The sequence below is a fragment of the Paenibacillus sp. FSL P4-0338 genome, from assembly GCF_038002365.1.
Classification (GTDB): Bacteria; Bacillota; Bacilli; order Paenibacillales; family Paenibacillaceae; genus Paenibacillus_AQ.
Genome location: NZ_JBBOCG010000001.1, coordinates 191,452 through 209,415 on the forward strand (window position 1 = coordinate 191,452; position 17,964 = coordinate 209,415).

14 protein-coding genes and 1 riboswitch are annotated in these 17,964 nt (G+C 54.4%); of the genes, 11 read left to right on the plus strand and 3 right to left on the minus strand.

Features of this window, described 5'->3' with window-relative positions; all coding sequences use genetic code 11:
* Positions 1–191 precede the first annotated feature (191 nt).
* The 4 genes from citZ to MKZ07_RS00810 all read left to right on the plus strand — a co-directional run bounded on the left by citZ (position 192) and on the right by MKZ07_RS00810 (position 4,715).
* Positions 192–1,304: a citrate synthase gene (gene citZ / locus MKZ07_RS00795; RefSeq protein WP_036695829.1), complete on the plus strand. Its 1,113-nt coding sequence runs from the start codon at positions 192–194 to the stop codon at positions 1,302–1,304.
* A gap of 102 nt (positions 1,305–1,406) precedes the next feature.
* Entirely contained in the window at positions 1,407–2,702 is a 1,296-nt protein-coding gene (icd, locus tag MKZ07_RS00800) for an NADP-dependent isocitrate dehydrogenase (protein ID WP_036695832.1), read from the plus strand.
* A gap of 240 nt (positions 2,703–2,942) precedes the next feature.
* Positions 2,943–3,368: a hypothetical protein gene (locus tag MKZ07_RS00805; protein ID WP_036695834.1), complete on the plus strand. Its 426-nt coding sequence runs from the start codon at positions 2,943–2,945 to the stop codon at positions 3,366–3,368.
* 96 nt (positions 3,369–3,464) lie between these two features.
* Positions 3,465–4,715 (plus strand): S-layer homology domain-containing protein, encoded by a 1,251-nt coding sequence (locus tag MKZ07_RS00810; protein ID WP_036695836.1) that lies wholly within the window; start codon positions 3,465–3,467, stop codon positions 4,713–4,715.
* Between the two features lie 78 nt (positions 4,716–4,793).
* Here MKZ07_RS00810 and MKZ07_RS00815 read toward each other — a convergent pair whose 3' ends face one another.
* Together MKZ07_RS00815 and MKZ07_RS00820 are read right to left on the minus strand one after the other, a co-directional pair.
* Positions 4,794–5,321 carry a GNAT family N-acetyltransferase gene (locus MKZ07_RS00815; protein WP_036695838.1) on the minus strand — a complete coding sequence of 176 codons (528 nt, stop codon included), beginning with the start codon at positions 5,319–5,321 and terminating at the stop codon, positions 4,794–4,796.
* A 15-nt stretch (positions 5,322–5,336) separates the two neighbouring features.
* The gene (locus MKZ07_RS00820) at positions 5,337–6,500 is read right to left on the minus strand and encodes an amidohydrolase family protein (protein WP_036695839.1); all 1,164 of its coding nucleotides are present in this window, start codon (positions 6,498–6,500) and stop codon (positions 5,337–5,339) included.
* Between the two features lie 291 nt (positions 6,501–6,791).
* Between MKZ07_RS00820 and MKZ07_RS00825 the strand changes: the two genes are divergently transcribed.
* The 5 genes from MKZ07_RS00825 to thiH all read left to right on the plus strand — a co-directional run bounded on the left by MKZ07_RS00825 (position 6,792) and on the right by thiH (position 10,862).
* Positions 6,792–7,664 (plus strand): SDR family oxidoreductase, encoded by an 873-nt coding sequence (locus tag MKZ07_RS00825; RefSeq protein WP_036695842.1) that lies wholly within the window; start codon positions 6,792–6,794, stop codon positions 7,662–7,664.
* 154 nt (positions 7,665–7,818) lie between these two features.
* Positions 7,819–7,921, plus strand: a riboswitch (TPP riboswitch).
* A 128-nt stretch (positions 7,922–8,049) separates the two neighbouring features.
* Entirely contained in the window at positions 8,050–8,673 is a 624-nt protein-coding gene (locus tag MKZ07_RS00830) for a thiamine phosphate synthase (protein ID WP_036695844.1), read from the plus strand.
* A 39-nt stretch (positions 8,674–8,712) separates the two neighbouring features.
* A complete protein-coding gene (thiS, locus tag MKZ07_RS00835) occupies positions 8,713–8,916 on the plus strand; it encodes a sulfur carrier protein ThiS (protein ID WP_036695846.1) in 204 nt (67 codons plus the stop codon).
* Positions 8,917–8,946: 30 nt separating this feature from the next.
* Positions 8,947–9,711 (plus strand): thiazole synthase, encoded by a 765-nt coding sequence (locus MKZ07_RS00840; RefSeq protein ID WP_036695849.1) that lies wholly within the window; start codon positions 8,947–8,949, stop codon positions 9,709–9,711.
* A 29-nt stretch (positions 9,712–9,740) separates the two neighbouring features.
* Positions 9,741–10,862 (plus strand): 2-iminoacetate synthase ThiH, encoded by a 1,122-nt coding sequence (gene thiH, locus MKZ07_RS00845; protein ID WP_036695851.1) that lies wholly within the window; start codon positions 9,741–9,743, stop codon positions 10,860–10,862.
* Positions 10,863–11,340: 478 nt separating this feature from the next.
* Here the strand turns inward: thiH and yfbR are convergent, their stop codons facing one another.
* Positions 11,341–11,985, minus strand: a complete 645-nt coding sequence (gene yfbR / locus MKZ07_RS00850; protein ID WP_083677796.1) for a 5'-deoxynucleotidase — start codon at positions 11,983–11,985, stop codon at positions 11,341–11,343.
* Positions 11,986–12,089: 104 nt separating this feature from the next.
* Between yfbR and MKZ07_RS00855 the strand changes: the two genes are divergently transcribed.
* Both MKZ07_RS00855 and MKZ07_RS00860 read left to right on the plus strand, forming a co-directional pair.
* Positions 12,090–13,793: a fumarate hydratase gene (locus tag MKZ07_RS00855; protein WP_036695950.1), complete on the plus strand. Its 1,704-nt coding sequence runs from the start codon at positions 12,090–12,092 to the stop codon at positions 13,791–13,793.
* 1,160 nt (positions 13,794–14,953) lie between these two features.
* Positions 14,954–17,953 (plus strand): carbohydrate binding domain-containing protein, encoded by a 3,000-nt coding sequence (locus tag MKZ07_RS00860; protein ID WP_341024012.1) that lies wholly within the window; start codon positions 14,954–14,956, stop codon positions 17,951–17,953.
* The last annotated feature ends 11 nt before the right edge of the window (positions 17,954–17,964 follow it).

Here is a 17,964-nt window from a genome sequence, read left to right on the forward strand (position 1 = left end):
CTTCCACGTTGTTCACATAACCGTCAAAATCCGGTATGATAATTAAAGGTTAAAGAGCAGAAATTTAGTTGCAATCTTCTGAGCCGGTTCTGAAGTTTTTTCAGAGAGAGTTGAAATACTTGGAAATGTAAATGTTTACATGAGGTTTGAAGCGGCACTATACACTCTTGTTGGCAAAGGAGAGAGATACTATGACAGCTACTAAAGGACTTGAAGGCATTGTTGCAACGACCTCCTCAATCAGCTCTATCGTAGATGGAGTGCTCACTTACCGCGGCTATGATATTGACGATCTTGCGGACCATGCCACATTTGAGGAGACTGCTTATTTGCTGTGGTTCGGCAGTCTGCCGACGGTGCCGGAGCTTGAAGCTCTGCGGCGCGAGCTCAGCGCTCATGCTGCGATCCCGGAGCAGGTGCTCACTCAAATGAAGCTGTATCCCAAGGAAGCCAACACCATGGCCGCTTTGCGCTCTGCCGTATCGAGTCTGGCGCTGTACGACAAAGCCGCCGATGATATGAGCAAGGAAGCGAACCAGACCAAGGCGCTGAAGCTGCAGGCGCAGATTCCGACCGTAGTTGCCGCACTGGCGCGCATCCGCAAAGGCCTGGAGCCGGTAGCCCCCAAGGCGGGCCTGACCATCGCCGAGAACTTCCTCTATATGCTGTGGGGCAAAGAGCCGGATGCGGTATCCGTCAAGGCGCTGGATACGGCACTTGTGCTGCATGCTGACCATGAGCTGAATGCTTCGACTTTTGCCGGGCGGGTAACGGTTGCGACCTTGTCCGACATCTATTCCGGTGTGACCTCGGCGATCGGTGCGCTTAAGGGGCCGCTGCATGGTGGGGCAAATGAAGCCGTCATGAAGATGCTGGAGGAGATCGGCAGTCTGGAGGCAGTTGAGCCGTATATTCAGGGCAAGCTGGAGCGCAAGGAGAAGATTATGGGCTTCGGACACCGTGTCTATAAGAACGGCGACCCGCGCGCTAAGCATCTGATGAAGATGTCCAGCGAGCTGGGCACGATGAAGAATGACACCAGTCTCTATGATATGTCTGTCAAGGTAGAAGAGCTGATCACCAGCCAAAAGGGGCTGAAGCCGAACGTCGACTTCTATTCGGCATCAGTCTACACACAGCTGGGGATTGAACGGGAGCTGTTCACCCCTATCTTCGCCATCAGCCGCACTTCGGGCTGGACGGCGCACATTCTGGAGCAGTACGAAGACAACCGTATCATCCGTCCGCGTGCGGAATATACAGGCATGTCAGACATGAAGTACGTCCCTGTAGACGAGCGATAACAGGGCGGCAGGGAGGGCGGCCCTTGCAGGCTGCTCTACCCCTTTAGTACAATGAATGATATGAATGCTTATACATCATACTTTTAGGAGGAATATCTACCAATGTTGAAACTGGAACAATACGATCTGCCCACAGAAGGCGAACAAATTACAATCGAAGACGGCAAGCTGCTGGTTCCGGATCAGCCGATCATTCCATTCATCGAGGGTGACGGGACAGGCCGTGACATTTGGAAAGCCTCCAAGCGGGTGCTGGATGCAGCTGTAGAGAAAGCCTACGGCGGTAAGAAGAAAATTGCGTGGTACGAAGTGTTTGCCGGCGAGAAGGCCTTCAATACATATGGTGAATGGCTGCCGAACGACACGCTGGAAGCGATCCGCGAGTACATTGTGGCAATCAAAGGCCCGCTGACCACTCCAATCGGAGGAGGTATCCGCTCCCTGAACGTAGCGCTGCGCCAGGAGCTTGACCTGTATGTATGTCTGCGCCCGGTGCGCTACTTCGACGGCGTTCCTTCTCCGGTGAAGCATCCTGAGCTGGTGGATATGGTTATTTTCCGTGAGAACACTGAGGATATCTATGCTGGTATCGAATATCAGGAAGGCTCTGCCGAAGTCAAGAAGGTAATCGAATTCCTGCAGAAGGAAATGGGCGTGAACAAAATCCGCTTCCCGGAAACATCCGGTATCGGTATTAAGCCTGTATCCGAGGAAGGCTCGAAGCGCCTTGTTCGTTCAGCAGTAGAGTATGCGATCAAGCACGGACGCAAGAGCGTGACCCTGGTACACAAAGGCAACATCATGAAATTCACTGAAGGCGCCTTTAAGAACTGGGGCTATGAAGTGGCTGAACAAGAGTTCGGCGACAAGGTCTTCACCTGGAACCAGTACGATGTCATCAAGGAACGCGACGGTGAAGCAGCTGCGAATGCTGCCCAGAAGGAAGCTGAAGCAGCAGGCAAGGTCATCGTCAAGGATGCCATTGCGGATATTGCGCTGCAGCAGGTATTGACCCGCCCGACAGACTTCGATGTCATTGCGACGCTGAACCTGAACGGTGACTATCTCTCCGACGCACTGGCTGCCCAGATCGGCGGGATCGGTATTGCTCCGGGAGCGAATATTAACTATCTTACGGGACATGCTATTTTTGAAGCTACACACGGTACGGCACCTAAGTATGCAGACAAGGATGTAGTGAATCCGGGTTCTGTTATCCTCTCCGGCGTCATGCTGCTTGAGCATCTGGGCTGGCAGGAAGCGGCTGACCTGATCTACAAGGGAATGAGTACGGCGATTAACAACAAGACGGTTACCTATGACTTTGCCCGCCAGATGGAAGGCGCGACCGAGCTGAAATGCTCTGCTTTTGCTGACGAGATCATCAACCATCTGTAAGCAGACCTGGCCGGTAAATACTACAGATATAAGCTGCACATCCGTGTAGCTTATATCTATGTAGCCGCCTGTAGACTATCATCAGGTTAGGCTGCTTGACATTCCCCAGCTTGAGAATCCGGGCGAGGTGCTGGCAACGGCAGTACATATTATGCTCCCGCAGCATCCCTGGTTCAGATGGTGGAGGCTAACCCCGGCAATTTGCCGGAGCCCCTCAAATTGAAATTGGAGGAGATTACGATGGGTCATGTTTTCTTTTTTCTGCATATGATCGGGACGCTGGCACTTGGCTTCTATCTGGTGCTGCCGTTTATCTTAAGCGGGACGGCTAAGCTGTCCTCCCCGGCGAAGGAAGGCACGCTCAGTGCAATCGGCGGATTCAACCGCTTTGCCCAATACGGGCTGGTGATTCAGCTGCTGACCGGCGGCTACATGATGACTAAGGGCGAGTATTCTGTACCTTGGATGATCATTGTTACGGTGCTTCTGCTGGCTATGTTCGCGTTCGGCGGGATTATGACCAAGCCCTTGCGCCTCGCTGCGGCAGGCATGAGAGAGAACCGTGATGTCTCTGCGGAGACTGCCAAGATCCGTACCATGAGTCTGCTGCTGATGGTCTCGCTGGTCGTCATGATCTTTTTCATGGTGTACAACACAATTATCTAAATAGCCTGCTGCCGGATGGGCAGTGTGGCGCTAACAGCTCTGGAGGCTTCTGCCTCCAGGGCTATTTCCATCACATACATAGGAGCGTGCGCAGTAATGATAGGAAGGAAATTAGTAACGGTGGGGCTAAGTCTGGGCTTGCTGCTGGGTTCAGGCGGGCTTATGTATGCGGCAACCGATTATGAAGGACACTGGGCGCAGAAGCCGATTAGCCGCTGGCTTGAAAAGGGATGGCTGACGGGATTCGCGGACGGGTCAGTGCGGCCGGATCAGGCGATCACTAGAGCGGAATTTATCGCGTTAATGAACAGGTTGGCCGGGCTAACGGCGGAGAGCAAGGGGAAGGCTGATTTCAGCGATCTGCCTAAGACGGACTGGGCATACGAAGAAATCTCTAAAGCACTCGAAGCGGGCATCATCAAGGGTTACGGAGGCACGATTCGTCCGGGCGATCCCGTTCTGCGCCAGGAGGCGGCGATTATGGTGAGCAGAATGCTGTATTATGAGACGGGGAGCACGGAGGTATTATCCCGGTTCAGCGATAAGGATCAGATTGCAGGCTGGAGCCAAGCCGATGTCGCTGCTATGATTAACGCCGGAGGAATGAGGGGATACCCGGACGGACGGTTTGCTCCAAAACAAGCGATGACCCGGGCCGAAGCGATTGCACTGCTGGATTACTACAACGTCACAAGCGGCGGCTTGCAGAGTGTAAATATCAGCCGTTCTGAGGGGCTGGGAAGCTTTGAGCCGGGAGCCATCAAATACTATAACAATGTCACCGTATCCGGCTATGATGTGCTGCTGCAGAATCTTAAGATATTTGGAGACCTGGTCTTGGAAGAGGGAATTGGCAACGGAGAGGTGGACTTGGACAGTGTTGAAGTGTTGGGCAAGGTCATCATACAGGGAAGCGGAGATCCCTCAGTGCAGCTCAAGAACACAACCTTGAACCAAGTGATTGTGCAGAAGAAGAGTGGAACTGCCCGCCTGGTAACTGAAGGTGCAACATCGGTGAAGACGGTGTCGGTACAATCTAGTGTGATTCTGGAGGAGGGGGAGGGTACCGGAGCCGGGTTCACAGATATTGATCTGCCATCCGGCATTGCAGCCGGGCTCGTAGTGACACTTAATGGCAATTTCGGAGACGTGAACATTGAAGCCGATGGCCCCAACCTCCACCTGCAAAAAGGCTCCATACGCACGGTCAAGACCGCTGCCTCTGCATCAGGACTTAAGATGGAGCTGGATGGAGGGACAACGGTTACTCAGGCTATTCTGAATACATCAACGAAGGTTACGGGAGCAGGCAGGGTTCTGGATGTAATCGTAAAAGAAGATGAATAGAATTCTGAATGAAGGGCTGCTCTCTTCTAAGGGGCGTTGTGAATAGTATTAGGATCAGCATTGCTGCTCTGCATAGATCTATATCCCGTTACGCCCCAGGTACTCCCGGTCCAGCATTGCATAAAAGTATTGGTTGACCCACTGGTTGTTCCAGTGTATTTCTTCCCGGAATACGCCTTCGCGGACCATGCCTAACCTGTCCAGCACCTGGATGGATGAGGTATTGTATTCATTGCACATAGCCACGACTCTGTGGGCCTTCCATTCTTCAAAAGCAAGCTTCAAGGCCAGCTGCGCTGCTTCAGTGCAGTAGCCTTGCCCCCGGTATTCAGGGAAAAGGCTGTAGCCCAGCTCCCAGCTCTCGCGCTCTTTTACATACCAGTGTATATGCACTTCCCCTACAGGGGTTGCTTCCGGGGAGGCGAGCCGGATCACGAATTGTTTGTGCCAATCGCTATGGATTCGTTCCTCCACAGTCTTCCGGACTGCCTCCTTGTCGGTTGGAATCATATCCTCGAAGGGCCAGAGCGAGTTGTTAGTTTCCAGATCTGTGATGAAATCGATATCGTCCGGGGTGACAGGAGATAGTATGATTCTTGCATTCATTTTGTAAACCTCCTGTTAGTATGACTTCGATACGATCTTGCCGTCTTTCATTACCCAGTTGACCTGACGCAGGTTGTTAATATCCGCCAGCGGATCTCCCCCGACGACCAACAGATCGGCCCTCTTGCCTGTCTCAATGGTACCGAGTTCATGATCCAGCCTACAGATCTTGGCACCGGATGAAGTGGCGGCCATAATAATCTGCATCGGGGAGAGGCCGGCTTGGCCTAACAGCTGGATCTCCTTCCACGGCATACCGGCTCTGTACCACGGAGGAGCTTCTTCGATAAAATCATCCCCCAGTCCAATCTCCCCGCCTGCCTGAATAAATCTCCGGACATTATCCAGCCCTTGCTCCAGCAGCGGCGCACCGAATTTGTCCTGGAACATCTGGAGTACGGTGAGCGTGGGGACGATACGGATGCTCACGCTCACCATTTGCCGGATCAGTTGATCGTCCAGCCGGTCGTAGACCATATGCGCAGCATCACTGATCCCTGCATCCACCAGAATCTGAAGATTGCGTGCACTTGTAACATGAGCAGATACGTAAGCGCCCATGCTTCGGGCCTCCTGGCAGATCGCTTCGAGAATCTCCTGATTCAGCTGGGGGAGTCCGGCGGTGGCGGAATCGTAGCCGTCTTCCAGCGCTGTTTTGATGAAATGTATTCCTTGTCCCAAGACTTCACGGACCTTAAGCCGCGCCTCATCCGCACTCCCTACCCCGATAGGCTCCTGACCACCGTAACCGCCTGGAGCAGTGAATACCTTGCCGGATGTAAGAATTCTGGGAAAAGCACCGCTCTCCAATTGCTGCGTCTGAGTGACTACATCGTCAATCGATGCTGCCGTAGTCATTCCTTCATCGCGGATCGTAGTCATTCCTTCTGCAAGGCACGCGGCCAAATATTCCGTATGATATCCGTGCAGCGGCTTATTCTGTATGTACTTGAAGCTGGTATGGGCATGGGTGTGAATAAACCCCGGCACAATGAACAGACCCTCTAGGTCGATCACTGTTGTTGCGGAGTCATACCCGGTTCTCCCGTGAATATTACTATGTTGTGTTATGGTGCCGAAGCGGCCATTAACAATCTCAATGCTTGTATGATGCAGCGGCGGCCGTCCGGTTCCATCGATTACAGTTCCGTTCGTCAGCAAGATGCGCTCATTCCCCATGATAGTAGCGTCCCTTCAGTTAAAGGTAGTTGTCGTTCCTCACAAAGTATAGGACATTCCCCCTGGCGGATATAGATAATATTCTTTTTGGAAACGTTCGTTGCTTACCGGACTATCGTTCCGCTATAGGTGCCGGTGAATGAAGATTGGCTGTTTGGGCGGCTGCCAGGTGTGGTAAGTAACATAACGTACAGCCAAGCAGGCACACTGCCTGATGCATAAACACCAGACCTTAAGCCATGCTAACATGATCAATCAACATTACTGTGGATAGCGAAAGGAGAATGGATTATGCCAGACACTAACAAACAACCTGTTAAAACCCTGCCGCCGCAGGTACAGGATCAACGCCCCGGAATTGAGAGTGAGATGAACCCGCTCCCGGAGTTTGAGACACCGGCGTACAAGGCAGCAGGCAAGCTGCTGGGCAAGGCCGCGCTCATTACGGGAGGCGATAGCGGGATCGGGCGTGCGGTTGCCGTTCATTTTGCCAAGGAGGGCGCGGATGTGGTAATCTCCTATTTGAACGAGCATGAGGATGCGGAAGAGACCAAGCGCCAGGTGGAACAAGAGGGCAGAAAATGCATTCTGATCGCCGGGGACATCGGGGACGAATGCTTCTGTCAAAGCCTGATTCGTCAAACCGTTGAAGGACTCGGTAAGCTCGACATCCTGATCAACAATGCGGCGGAGCAGCATCCGCAGGACCATATTGAGGACATCTCAGCGGAGCAGCTGGAGCGTACGTTCCGGACGAATATTTTCTCCATGTTCTATCTGACCAAAGCAGCCATGCCTCATCTTACAAAAGGCTCTACGATCATTAACACCACCTCCATCACGGCGTATCGCGGCAGCCCGCAGCTGCTGGACTATTCGTCCACCAAGGGAGCGATTCTCAGCTTCACCCGTTCGCTGTCGATGAATCTGGCCGATAAGGGCATCCGCGTGAATGCGGTAGCGCCCGGACCAATCTGGACCCCGCTGATTCCGTCCACCTTTGACGCGAAGAAGGTCAGTGAGTTCGGCGGCACCCAGCCGATGAAGCGCCCGGGACAGCCTGAAGAGCTGGCACCGGCTTATGTATACCTGGCCTCGGACGATTCCTCCTATGTGAGCGGACAGGTGATGCATGTGAACGGCGGCGAGGTTGTCAACGGATAAGAAGCAGCGTGACCATACTAATACACTATTTGCTTAGCAAATGTGGAGAAGCCAGCCGGGAGGCTGGCTTTTGTGAGACGAGAGACGAGGCAGGTATAGCCCTGACAGGAATAATATGCTAATATACAAAAAGCAAGGCCAAACAATAGCATAGAACGATCACTAGGGGTGCCGCAAGGCTGAGACGGGCGTAGTTGTCCGGACCCTTTGAACCTGATCTGGTTTATACCAGCGTAGGGAAGTGGAGAACGAATATTGCAGCGGGGTACACGGTGAGTACCGGTATTCCAGCTTCTATTCCAGACTGCTTCCTTTACGGGGAGCGGTCTTTTTTGTGTTGTGTTGTGGTGTAGATTGAGCTGGAACAGACAGGAGGAGAAGGGTATTGTACGAGATTCATGCGGTCTCGGACGGGCGGCTGCAGCCTGAAGCGCTGGCTGAATGGGCCGTGGCGGTGCATTCTATGGTGGATTATATCCATCTCCGGGAAAAAGCCATGTCCGCCCGGGAACTGCTGGCGGCAGCGCAGCAGATGCTTCAGGCCGGGGTGCCGCCTTCGAAGCTGGTCATTAATGACCGGATCGATGTTGCCCTGGCCGCCGGGGCAGGAGGTGTACAGTTAGCCTGGCATAGCCTTCCGCCAGCCGCAGTACGCGGCCTTGCACCGGGCCTGCGGATCGGCAGATCGGTACACTCGCCGGAAGTGGCGGCGGAGGCTGGAAGGCAGGGAGCAGACTTCTGCCTCTACGGGCATGTGTTCCCTACGGCTTGCAAGCCCGGACAGCAGGCACGGGGACTGGAGCAGCTGGCAGAGGCTGTCCGCTGGTGCCGCATACCGCTGATTGCGCTCGGAGGGATTACCCCGGGCAATGCCGGAGCGGTGCTGGCCCAAGGGGCGGCTGGCATTGCTGTCATGTCGGGAATCTGCGGAGCTCCAGACCCGATGGGAGCGGCCTTGGCCTACAGGGAAGCGGTTCACAGGGCGGCAGAGCAGTCTTGTAATGCATGATATGGATCAAGTAAAGGGCACAGCAGGAGGTGAACAGGCATGATTGTGACCGTTAACGGGATGCCACAGAGGTTCGAAGAGAGCTGCCGGACACTGGCGGATCTGCTGGCCCGGCCTGAGTGGGCCGGTAAGCTGGTGATTGTCGAGCTGAACGGTGAGCTTGCCGGCAGAGAGGCTTACGGAGACACACTGCTCAGCGAAGGGGACCGGGTGGAGCTGGTTCATTTTGTAGGCGGAGGCTAAACACGAAGACTTACCCCAGGAGGCGTTAATATGCAAGATCCATTGATGATTGGCGGAGTGACTCTAACCAGCAGACTGTTCATTGGCACCGGAAAATACAGCCGTAACACCCTCATTCCCAAGGTGATTACGCGATCAGGCTCACAGGTCATTACCGTTGCCCTGCGCCGGGTGGACCCGGAGAGCAGTGACAATATTGTCAGCCATATTCCTTCCCATATGACCTTACTGCCTAATACCTCTGGTGCGCGCACCGCAGAGGAAGCAGTACGGATTGCCCGGCTGGCGAGATCGGCGGGACTGGGGAACTGGGTGAAGATTGAGGTCATCAACGACCAGAAATATTTGCTGCCGGATAACATGGAGACCATCCGGGCGACCGAGATCCTTGCAGCAGAGGGCTTCGTGGTGCTTCCGTACATGAGTCCTGATCTGTCCGCCGCTCTGCGGCTGAAGGCAGCGGGGGCCGCAGCCGTAATGCCGCTGGGAGCGCCGATCGGGTCCAACCGCGGGCTGCAGACCAAGGAGCTGATCCGGATTCTGATCTCCGAGATGGATCTGCCGGTGATCGTGGATGCCGGAATCGGCAGACCATCCGAGGCGGCTGAGGCGATGGAGATGGGGGCCGCAGCGGTCCTGCTTAATACAGCGATTGCTACCGCCTCAGATCCGCTGCTGATGGCAGAAGCTTTTCGTGAAGCGGTATCCGCAGGGCGCAAAGCTTATCTCGCCGGACTGGGGCCTGTGGAGGAGACGGCGGCAGCCTCTTCACCGTTGACCGGGTTCTTGGCCTGACAGATGGATTAGGGAGGAGAGGAACGGCTATGAGCTTTTATGAGACGATGACCCGGTTGGAACAGCTTCCTTACGGGACGCTATGGAGCCGGTATACGGCAGAGGATGTGAAGCGCGCGCTTCGTGCAGAGCAGGTGGATGAAGAAGGGCTAATGGCCTTGTTGTCACCGGCAGCGGAGCCTTATCTGGAGGAGATGGCGCAGAAGGCGCACCGGTTAACGCGTACGCATTTCGGCCATGTGATGCAGCTGTTTACCCCGATGTATCTTGCAGATTTTTGCGTGAATCACTGCACGTATTGCAGCTTCAGTTCTATGTATGATTTTCCGCGCAAAAAACTGACGCTGGAGGAGGTCGCCCGGGAAGCAGAGACCATCGCAGCCACGGGCCTGCGCCACATTCTGATCCTGACCGGAGAATCCCGGAGGGATAGTCCGGCCGGTTATGTGAGGGACTGCGTGAATGTGCTGCGCCGCTATTTTTCCTCCGTCAGCATTGAAGTGAATCCGCTCTCGACAGCTGAATATGCAGAACTCAGAGAAGCCGGCGTGGACGGCTTAACGCTCTATCAGGAGGTCTACCACCAGGAGACTTATCGTGCGCTGCATGTAAAAGGACCCAAACGCGTCTACCGCAACCGGCTGGATGCTCCCGAACGGGGCTGTCAAGCTGGCTTTCGTTCAATAAATATCGGAGCCTTGCTCGGCATGTACGAATGGCGCCAGGAGGCGCTGGCAACGGCCCTGCACGCGAGGTATCTGCAGGACAAGTACCCGGAATGCGAAATCGGCCTGTCTACTCCCAGATTCCGGCCTTACTTAGGCGAATTCAACCCCGCAAGCGATGTTACCGACCGTGCGCTGGTGCAGATCATCCTGGCGTACCGCCTATTCCTGCCGCGCTCCGGCATCTCACTGTCCACACGCGAGCCTGCCGCTCTGCGCGATCATCTGGTCCAGCTCGGCATCACGAAGATGTCCGCAGGGGTATCCACCGAAGTGGGCGGACATTCCCTCGAAGGGGGCACCCCGCAGTTTGAAATATCGGACAACCGTAGCGTGGCTGAGATGGCCGAGATGCTGCGCTCGCAAAGACTCCAGCCGGTATTCAAGGACTGGGATATCCTGTCCGAGCCGCTTGGCTTGAGGTAGGCAAGCTGATTTGGCTTAGCTTGATGTGACCAAACTGGATGTCACTTAAACTGATCAGGCTAACCAAGCAACTTGAACAGACTAACCGAAGCAAGCTAAACTGACCAGACTAACCGTGCTTAACTTATCTGACCAGACTAACCGTGCTTAACGTAACCTGACCATACGCAAATAACCCGCTCATGGCGGGTTATTTGTATTGTATAAGCGTTGTAGGCTACGCGTGCTGACTTCTCCTTCTACCACTAAGGCGTGTGGGCCCGATGTATGCGAAAAACTGAGCACAATCGCAATGTGCCGTAGCAATGCTACATGGACTGAATGTGCGCTCCTCAGGGCTGACACTGGACGCGGTCAGAATGCAGTCAGATGGATAAATGAGCTTCTGCTTAAGAGCGGTATAAGGTATTCGCATTGTTCACACGTTAGTGTTCCAGCCAACGCTGGGAGCCAACGCTATGCGAATGCCGTACTCTATTTACTCTATAGGTTCGGGCTGCCCGGCAGACTGAACCTGACTCGCACTGGAGGACAGCTCGTCTAGCGACATCTCGAAGCCCGGAGCCATGTGTTCAAGGAAATATGCCATCTCAGGCATCTCCAGCACATGCAGCTTCGCGGCAGTCTGCTCCCGGGCGGCGGCGAATTCACGGTTGCCTGCGGCGACCTCCCAGACGCATTTCAGGTAAGCGTCAAGCACATCCGCTGCCTTGACGTAGCGGAGCAGTCCGGCATCTTCGGAGCCGGGCGGGCTGGTGTGCGGCTGCAGGAGCGGCGCGTAGACTGCGCTCAGCTCCGGCGGGATCATGGCCGCCAGCCTGTCGGCGGCCACCTGCTCCATCTCGCGGAAGCTCGACAGCAGACGCGAGTTGTTATGCTTCACCGGCGTGGCGATGTCGCCGGTGAAGACCTCGGTGGCGTCGTGGAACAGCGCCATCGTGGATGCACGGTCGGCGTTCAGCGACCGGCCGAAATGGGCATTGCCGATGGTGCACAGCATGTGCGCCAGCAGGGCGACCTGGAACGAATGCTGCGCCACGTTCTCCGGGGCGGTGCTGCGCATGAGGCTCCAGCGCTGGATATATTGCAGCCGGTAGAGATAGGCAGAGAAATGGTAGTTCAATTTTGAGGTAACCCCTTTCATGAGCAGCTTAATGTGCTATTATAGTAACTAATTGTACCAGAGTTAGGGCCGCTTGAACCAGATGGAGAGGAGACTGAATGAAGATGCAGCATTTTGAAGAGAGCATTTATAATTTGATTGTAGAGACCTCCACGAACCTGCCGGGTGATGTACGCCGGGCGGTAGCCAGAGGGCGGGCGCTGGAAGACCGGGCGACACGCTCCGGACTGGCACTAACCACGATAGCGCAGAATATCGGGATGGCGGAGCAGCAAATATCGCCGATCTGCCAGGATACGGGGATGCCGACTTTTATAATCCATACGCCGGTGGGCGTGAATCAGATAGAGATGAAGAAGGATATTCACAGCGCAATTATCCGTGCTACGAAGAACGGGAAACTGCGTCCCAATTCCGTGGATTCGCTAACAGGCGAGAACAGCGGGGATAATCTGGGGGCAGGCACTCCGGTGATTCACTTCGAGCAGTGGGAGGAAGAGAGCATTGATGTCCGGCTGATCCTGAAGGGCGGCGGCTGCGAGAATAAGAACATCCAGTACAGCCTTCCGGCAGAACTGGAGGGACTCGGCAAAGCCGGACGCGACCTCGACGGTATCCGCAAGTGCATTCTGCATTCCGTGTACCAGGCGCAGGGCCAAGGCTGTAGCGCAGGGTTCATTGGCGTAGGTATTGGCGGCGACCGTACCACGGGCTATGAGCTGGCGAAGAAGCAGCTGTTCCGCAAGGTCGAGGATGTGAATCCTGTTGAAGATTTGGGCAAGCTGGAGAATTACATTATGGAGAATGCCAACAAGCTCGGAATCGGCACGATGGGCTTCGGCGGTGAAGTGACGCTGCTGGGCTGCAAAATCGGAGTGATGAACCGGCTGCCAGCCAGCTTTTTCGTCTCTGTGGCCTATAACTGCTGGGCCTTCCGCCGTCAGGGCATTCTGGTCCATCCGGCTACCGGTGACATTCAGGAATGGCTGTATGAGAGCGGCACCGGGATATCCGTTGAGGGGGAAGCAGCACCGCAGCCTGTTGCTGAACCTGTGGGTGTAGCAGCGGCAGAAGGGACAGCTTCCGGCGTGGTGCCAGAGGATGCTACGATTCCTGCGGCACCGGCTATTGTATCCGGTACGGTTGAAGCAGCTTCGGATGCGGCCGTCTCAGGGAATAGGGCAGTATCCGAATCGGCAGGAGCAGCTTCCGTTGGCTCCAGCGGCTCGCGTGAGATCCGCCTGAGCACACCGATCAGCGAGGAGGATATCCGCAGCTTGCGCGTCGGTGATGTGGTTATTCTCTCCGGCGAGATGCACACCGGCCGCGATGCCCTACACAAATACCTCATGGATCACGACACCCCTGTCGATCTGAACGGTGCCGTCATCTATCACTGTGGCCCGGTCATGCTGAAGGATGAAGAAGGCTGGCATGTGAAGGCGGCTGGCCCGACGACCAGTATCCGCGAGGAGCCGTATCAAGGCGATATTATCAAAAAATTCGGTATCCGCGCCGTAATCGGCAAAGGCGGTATGGGACCCAAGACCCTCCAAGCCTTAGGTGAGCACGGCGCAGTCTACCTCAATGCAATCGGCGGTGCAGCACAGTATTACGCAGAATGTATCAAGAAGGTCAACGCGGTAGACTTCATGGAATTCGGTATTCCTGAAGCCATGTGGCATTTGCAGGTGGACGGCTTCGCAGCGATCGTCACCATGGATGCGCACGGCAACAGCCTGCATGCTGATGTCGAAAAGGATTCCGCCGCAAAGCTCGCCCAGTTCCGCGAGCCGGTGTTTAAGTAATTGAGTAGATTGTTCCTGCTTCGCGATAGTATCTAACAAACTGTAATATAAGCTAGCTGGATATCCCGTTAGACTAGACCTCCTTCATTTCGCTGAAGGAGGTTTTTTGGCGATTGCGGAAATTGCGCAGGGCAACCTCCTTTGGAGGATGAGGTGAGTGAATAAGGGGGGACGCTGCTGCGTAACGGGAAGTTGCTTGGGAGGGGAAAGGAAAGGATAAATAAAAGCTGGATGCGGAAATGAGAGGGATAAATCCCTCTGATGGTGCTGAAAGTGGACTGGATGCGGAAATGAAAGGGATAAATCCCTCTGATGGTGCTGAAAGTTGTCGGGGAGTGGAAATGAATGGGAATTATGCTGAGAGTTTATTGGGGGAAAGAGTAGCTGAAGAGCACTAGTGCACCTGAATTTCAGGAAAGTTGGCTCAACGAGCAAATGAAGAGCACTTGTGCCCCTGAATTTCAGGAAAGTTGGCTCAACGAGCAAATGAAGAGCACTTGTGCCCCTGAATTTCAGGAAAGTTGGCTCAACGAGCAAATGAAGAGCACTTGTGCCCCTGAATCCGCCAACCGGCTTGAATTGATCTTACCAGCAAAGGAAGAGGGGAGCATGAGAACAATACAGCCTCCCTGAGGGTTCCTTCCAGGTATGAGCTTATGCTGAATACTGTTTTTTGTGTTTTTTGCAGAGCGGTTATCCTATATGGGATACGGGTTGGCGGCAGGTTTGATTTATATGTCTTGACAGCGCATACAGGGACATGTTAATTTTTAGTGGGGAAACCGGTTTCCCCACTGCTGTGTTGAAGCTGTAAAGCTAAGCTCTAGCGAAACTATCTAGCTAAGCATTAGCACACTCTAGCTAAGCTCTAGCCAAGCTAGGCATTAGCAAGCTCTAGCCAAACTGTCTAGCTAAGCATCAGCACGCTCTAGCCAAACTATCTAGCTAGGTATTAGCACACTCTAGCTAAGCATTAACACACTTTAGCTAAGAGTACGCAAGCACTTGCTAAGCACTTGCTAAGCTCCAGCTAAGCTCCAGCTAAGCAGTCAGTATCAGCTTATGCACTATCAAGCTGAAGCAAAGCACAAGTTGTTAACGTCAGAGTATCCGCTGGCCCAAAGTGTTGCATTCGGTTTTACATGAGAGGGAGATGAGGAATGAAAAGAAAACGTAACCGCCTGCTTGTTCCCGTTCTAATCACATCCATTGTATTGTCGATCATGATGAATCTGTTTGTCCTGCCGCAAGCTAAGGTGGAAGCAGCCAGCATTGGAACAGTAACCGAGAATGACACGATTTATCAGATTATGGTTGACCGCTTCAATGACGGGGATTCTTCCAATAATGCAACAGGCGCGGCTATCCGCTACGGGGAGAACTCCGAGGAGGATTTCCGTTACATGAAGGGCGGCGACTGGCAGGGGGTCATTGACAAGCTCCCGTATATTCACAATATGGGCTATACCGCGATCTGGATCTCACCGGTAGCCGAGCCGCAGATGACTAACCGTGAGAACAACGGTTCAGGCAAGAACACGGCCTACCACGGCTACAATGTCAAAGATCCGAACAAGGCCAACCCTTACTTCGGCACCAAAGAAAAGCTGAAAGAGCTTGTAGACTCCGCGCATGCGCTCGGAATCAAGGTCATCATCGATGTCGTTCCTAACCACATCGGCGATTACATGCTGGGCACTCAGGCTTATTATGATATTCCTTCCTTACAGCCTGCGGCTCCATTCAATAATCCGGCCTGGTACCACCACAATGGGGACATTAACTGGTCTCTTGCCGATGGACGGTACGATCAGTGGGCCCAGGATTATCTGGAGAATCATGATCTGGGCGGTCTGGATGATATCGACTTCGATGTTCCTGCCGCCAAGCAGGCCATCTTCAGCTCGATCAAGGGCTGGTTTGACTATACGGGGGCAGACGGCGCCCGGGTCGATGCGGCCAAGCTGATGAAGCCGACGGATATCGGCGAACTCCAGAATTTGCTGGGCGTGAATACTTTTGGGGAGAATTTTGACGGCAATGCCGAATTCGTCTCCCGCTGGGTCGGTACCAACAAGGAGTGGGGGATGCTCGACTTCCCGTTATTCTTCTCCGTGCTGAACAGCTTTGCGTACGGGCAGTCTTTTGACGCGAATATTAAAGGCACTCTGGCTCAAGACTCCTACTATGGCGGCAACGCCAACCATATGGTTACCTTCATCGACAATCATGACCGCAACCGCTTCCTGACCGAGGCTGGTGGCAGTGTTGAGAAGCTGCAGAATGCTTTGTCCTTTATTTTCACCGTGCGCGGAACGCCTGTGGTCTTCCAGGGAACGGAGCAGAACAAGGGCAATGGCAACGGGCAGATCATGACGGGCGGCATCGCTGATACGTGGAACCGTTGGTCGATGGTGAAACGGGATGCAAACGGCAATGTGCTGGAGAATTATTTCAATGAGAATGCCAGTACCTTCAAGCATGTAGCCAAGCTGAACGAGATCCGCAAAAACAACCCGGCCCTGCGCACCGGCACCCAGCGCGAAATGTGGTCCGCACAGAATCTGTACGCCTTCTCCCGGCGGATTGATACAGGCACGAATGTCGGTCAGGAAGTGATCTCCGCATTCAGTAATGCCTCCAGCGGATCACAGACAGTGACGCTGCCGCTGCGCGCCGAAAGCACGCTTACCGCAGGTACGGTTCTGGTGAATCAGCTGAACCCCTCCGATACTGTGACCGTGCAGGCAGGCGGTGTTACCGGTAAGCAAATTACAGTTACCCTGGGCGCCAATTCGGCCAAAATCTACTCCAAAACTCAGCCGGTAACCGATACGCAAGCACCAAGTGTTCCCGGAAATGTAACGGCAACGGTACAGAACGCTTCCAGCGCCCTGGTGTCCTGGTCAGCATCCACTGATAATGTTGGGGTGACAGGGTACGAAATTTACCGCAACGGCGTGAAGATCGGGACTTCCGCTACGACCTCTTTTACAGATAACGGACTTGTGGGCAGCACTAATTATTCCTATACGGTAAAAGCGTATGACGCCGCTATGAATCTGTCGGCCTTCAGCGCAGCCGCTCTGGTCGTTACCCCTGCCGGTAACAGTGTGACAATCTACTACAAGCAGGGTTACACCAATCCGTACATTCATTACCGCCCAGTGGGCGGGACTTGGACGACATCTCCAGGCGTGGCTATCCCAGCTGCCGAGGTAGCTGGCTATAACAAAATCACCATTAACATCGGCGCAGCCACCCAGCTCGAAGCCTGCTTCAATAACGGCAGCGGCACCTGGGACAGCAATGGCGGCAGCAATTATTTATTCGGCACCGGCACCTGGACCTATACGCCTACAGGCAATATCCAGGCAGGCGGTCCGGTAGCGCCAACGGCATCGCCGACGGCTACACCAACCGTAGCCCCAACAGCGACACCAACGGTGGCACCAACTGTAGCTCCAACTGCTACACCGACTATCGCACCGACCGCAACACCTACAGTAACACCAACCGTAGCGCCAACAGCGACACCTGTGCCAACCGCCACACCGGCGGGCAACACCGCGACGATCTATTACAAGAATACGGCCTTCAGTAACTCCTATATCCATTACAAGCTGGATGGGGCAACCACCTGGACGACTTCACCGGGTGTTCAGATGCAGGCCTCTACTTTCAGTGGCTACAAAGCTATTACCATTCCACTCGGCACCGCCACCGGCCTGACCGCAGCGTTCAATAACGGCAGCGGCACCTGGGATAACAATGGCGGGAATAACTATCATTTTGGCACCGGCAGCTCCAGTCTGGTTGGAGGAAGCTTGACCTCCGGGGAACCGCAGGTGGATAGCGTAACCTTCAGGGTTAGCGTTCCGGGTTCGACTCCGGCGAATGCTCCGGTCTATCTGACGGGTTCGTTCAACAGCTGGAATGCGGCAGATGCAGCCTATCTGCTGACACGCGGGAGTGATGGCGTCTATTCCACCACCTTGAACCTTCCGGCAGGCAGCGCCGTGACGTATAAGCTGACGCGCGGAAGCTGGGCCACGGTAGAGACCGCGTCCAATGGTACAGATATCACGAACCGGACGGTTACACCGGCAGGCGGAGCACAGACAGTAACGCTAAGTGTGCAGCGCTGGAAGGATCAGTAAGCAGCTTGAGG

Excerpts from the sequence above, each read along its gene's own strand:
- thiS (WP_036695846.1), top strand. The coding sequence starts at position 8,713 with ATGATTGTGACCGTTAACGGGATGCCACAGAGGTTCGAAGAGAGCTGC.
- MKZ07_RS00820 (WP_036695839.1), bottom strand. The coding sequence starts at position 6,500 with ATGGGGAATGAGCGCATCTTGCTGACGAACGGAACTGTAATCGATGGA.
- citZ (WP_036695829.1), top strand. The coding sequence starts at position 192 with ATGACAGCTACTAAAGGACTTGAAGGCATTGTTGCAACGACCTCCTCA.
- MKZ07_RS00855 (WP_036695950.1), top strand. The coding sequence starts at position 12,090 with ATGCAGCATTTTGAAGAGAGCATTTATAATTTGATTGTAGAGACCTCC.
- MKZ07_RS00815 (WP_036695838.1), bottom strand. The coding sequence starts at position 5,321 with ATGAATGCAAGAATCATACTATCTCCTGTCACCCCGGACGATATCGAT.
- MKZ07_RS00805 (WP_036695834.1), top strand. The coding sequence starts at position 2,943 with ATGGGTCATGTTTTCTTTTTTCTGCATATGATCGGGACGCTGGCACTT.
- MKZ07_RS00840 (WP_036695849.1), top strand. The coding sequence starts at position 8,947 with ATGCAAGATCCATTGATGATTGGCGGAGTGACTCTAACCAGCAGACTG.
- icd (WP_036695832.1), top strand. The coding sequence starts at position 1,407 with ATGTTGAAACTGGAACAATACGATCTGCCCACAGAAGGCGAACAAATT.
- MKZ07_RS00860 (WP_341024012.1), top strand. The coding sequence starts at position 14,954 with ATGAAAAGAAAACGTAACCGCCTGCTTGTTCCCGTTCTAATCACATCC.
- thiH (WP_036695851.1), top strand. The coding sequence starts at position 9,741 with ATGAGCTTTTATGAGACGATGACCCGGTTGGAACAGCTTCCTTACGGG.
- MKZ07_RS00810 (WP_036695836.1), top strand. The coding sequence starts at position 3,465 with ATGATAGGAAGGAAATTAGTAACGGTGGGGCTAAGTCTGGGCTTGCTG.
- MKZ07_RS00825 (WP_036695842.1), top strand. The coding sequence starts at position 6,792 with ATGCCAGACACTAACAAACAACCTGTTAAAACCCTGCCGCCGCAGGTA.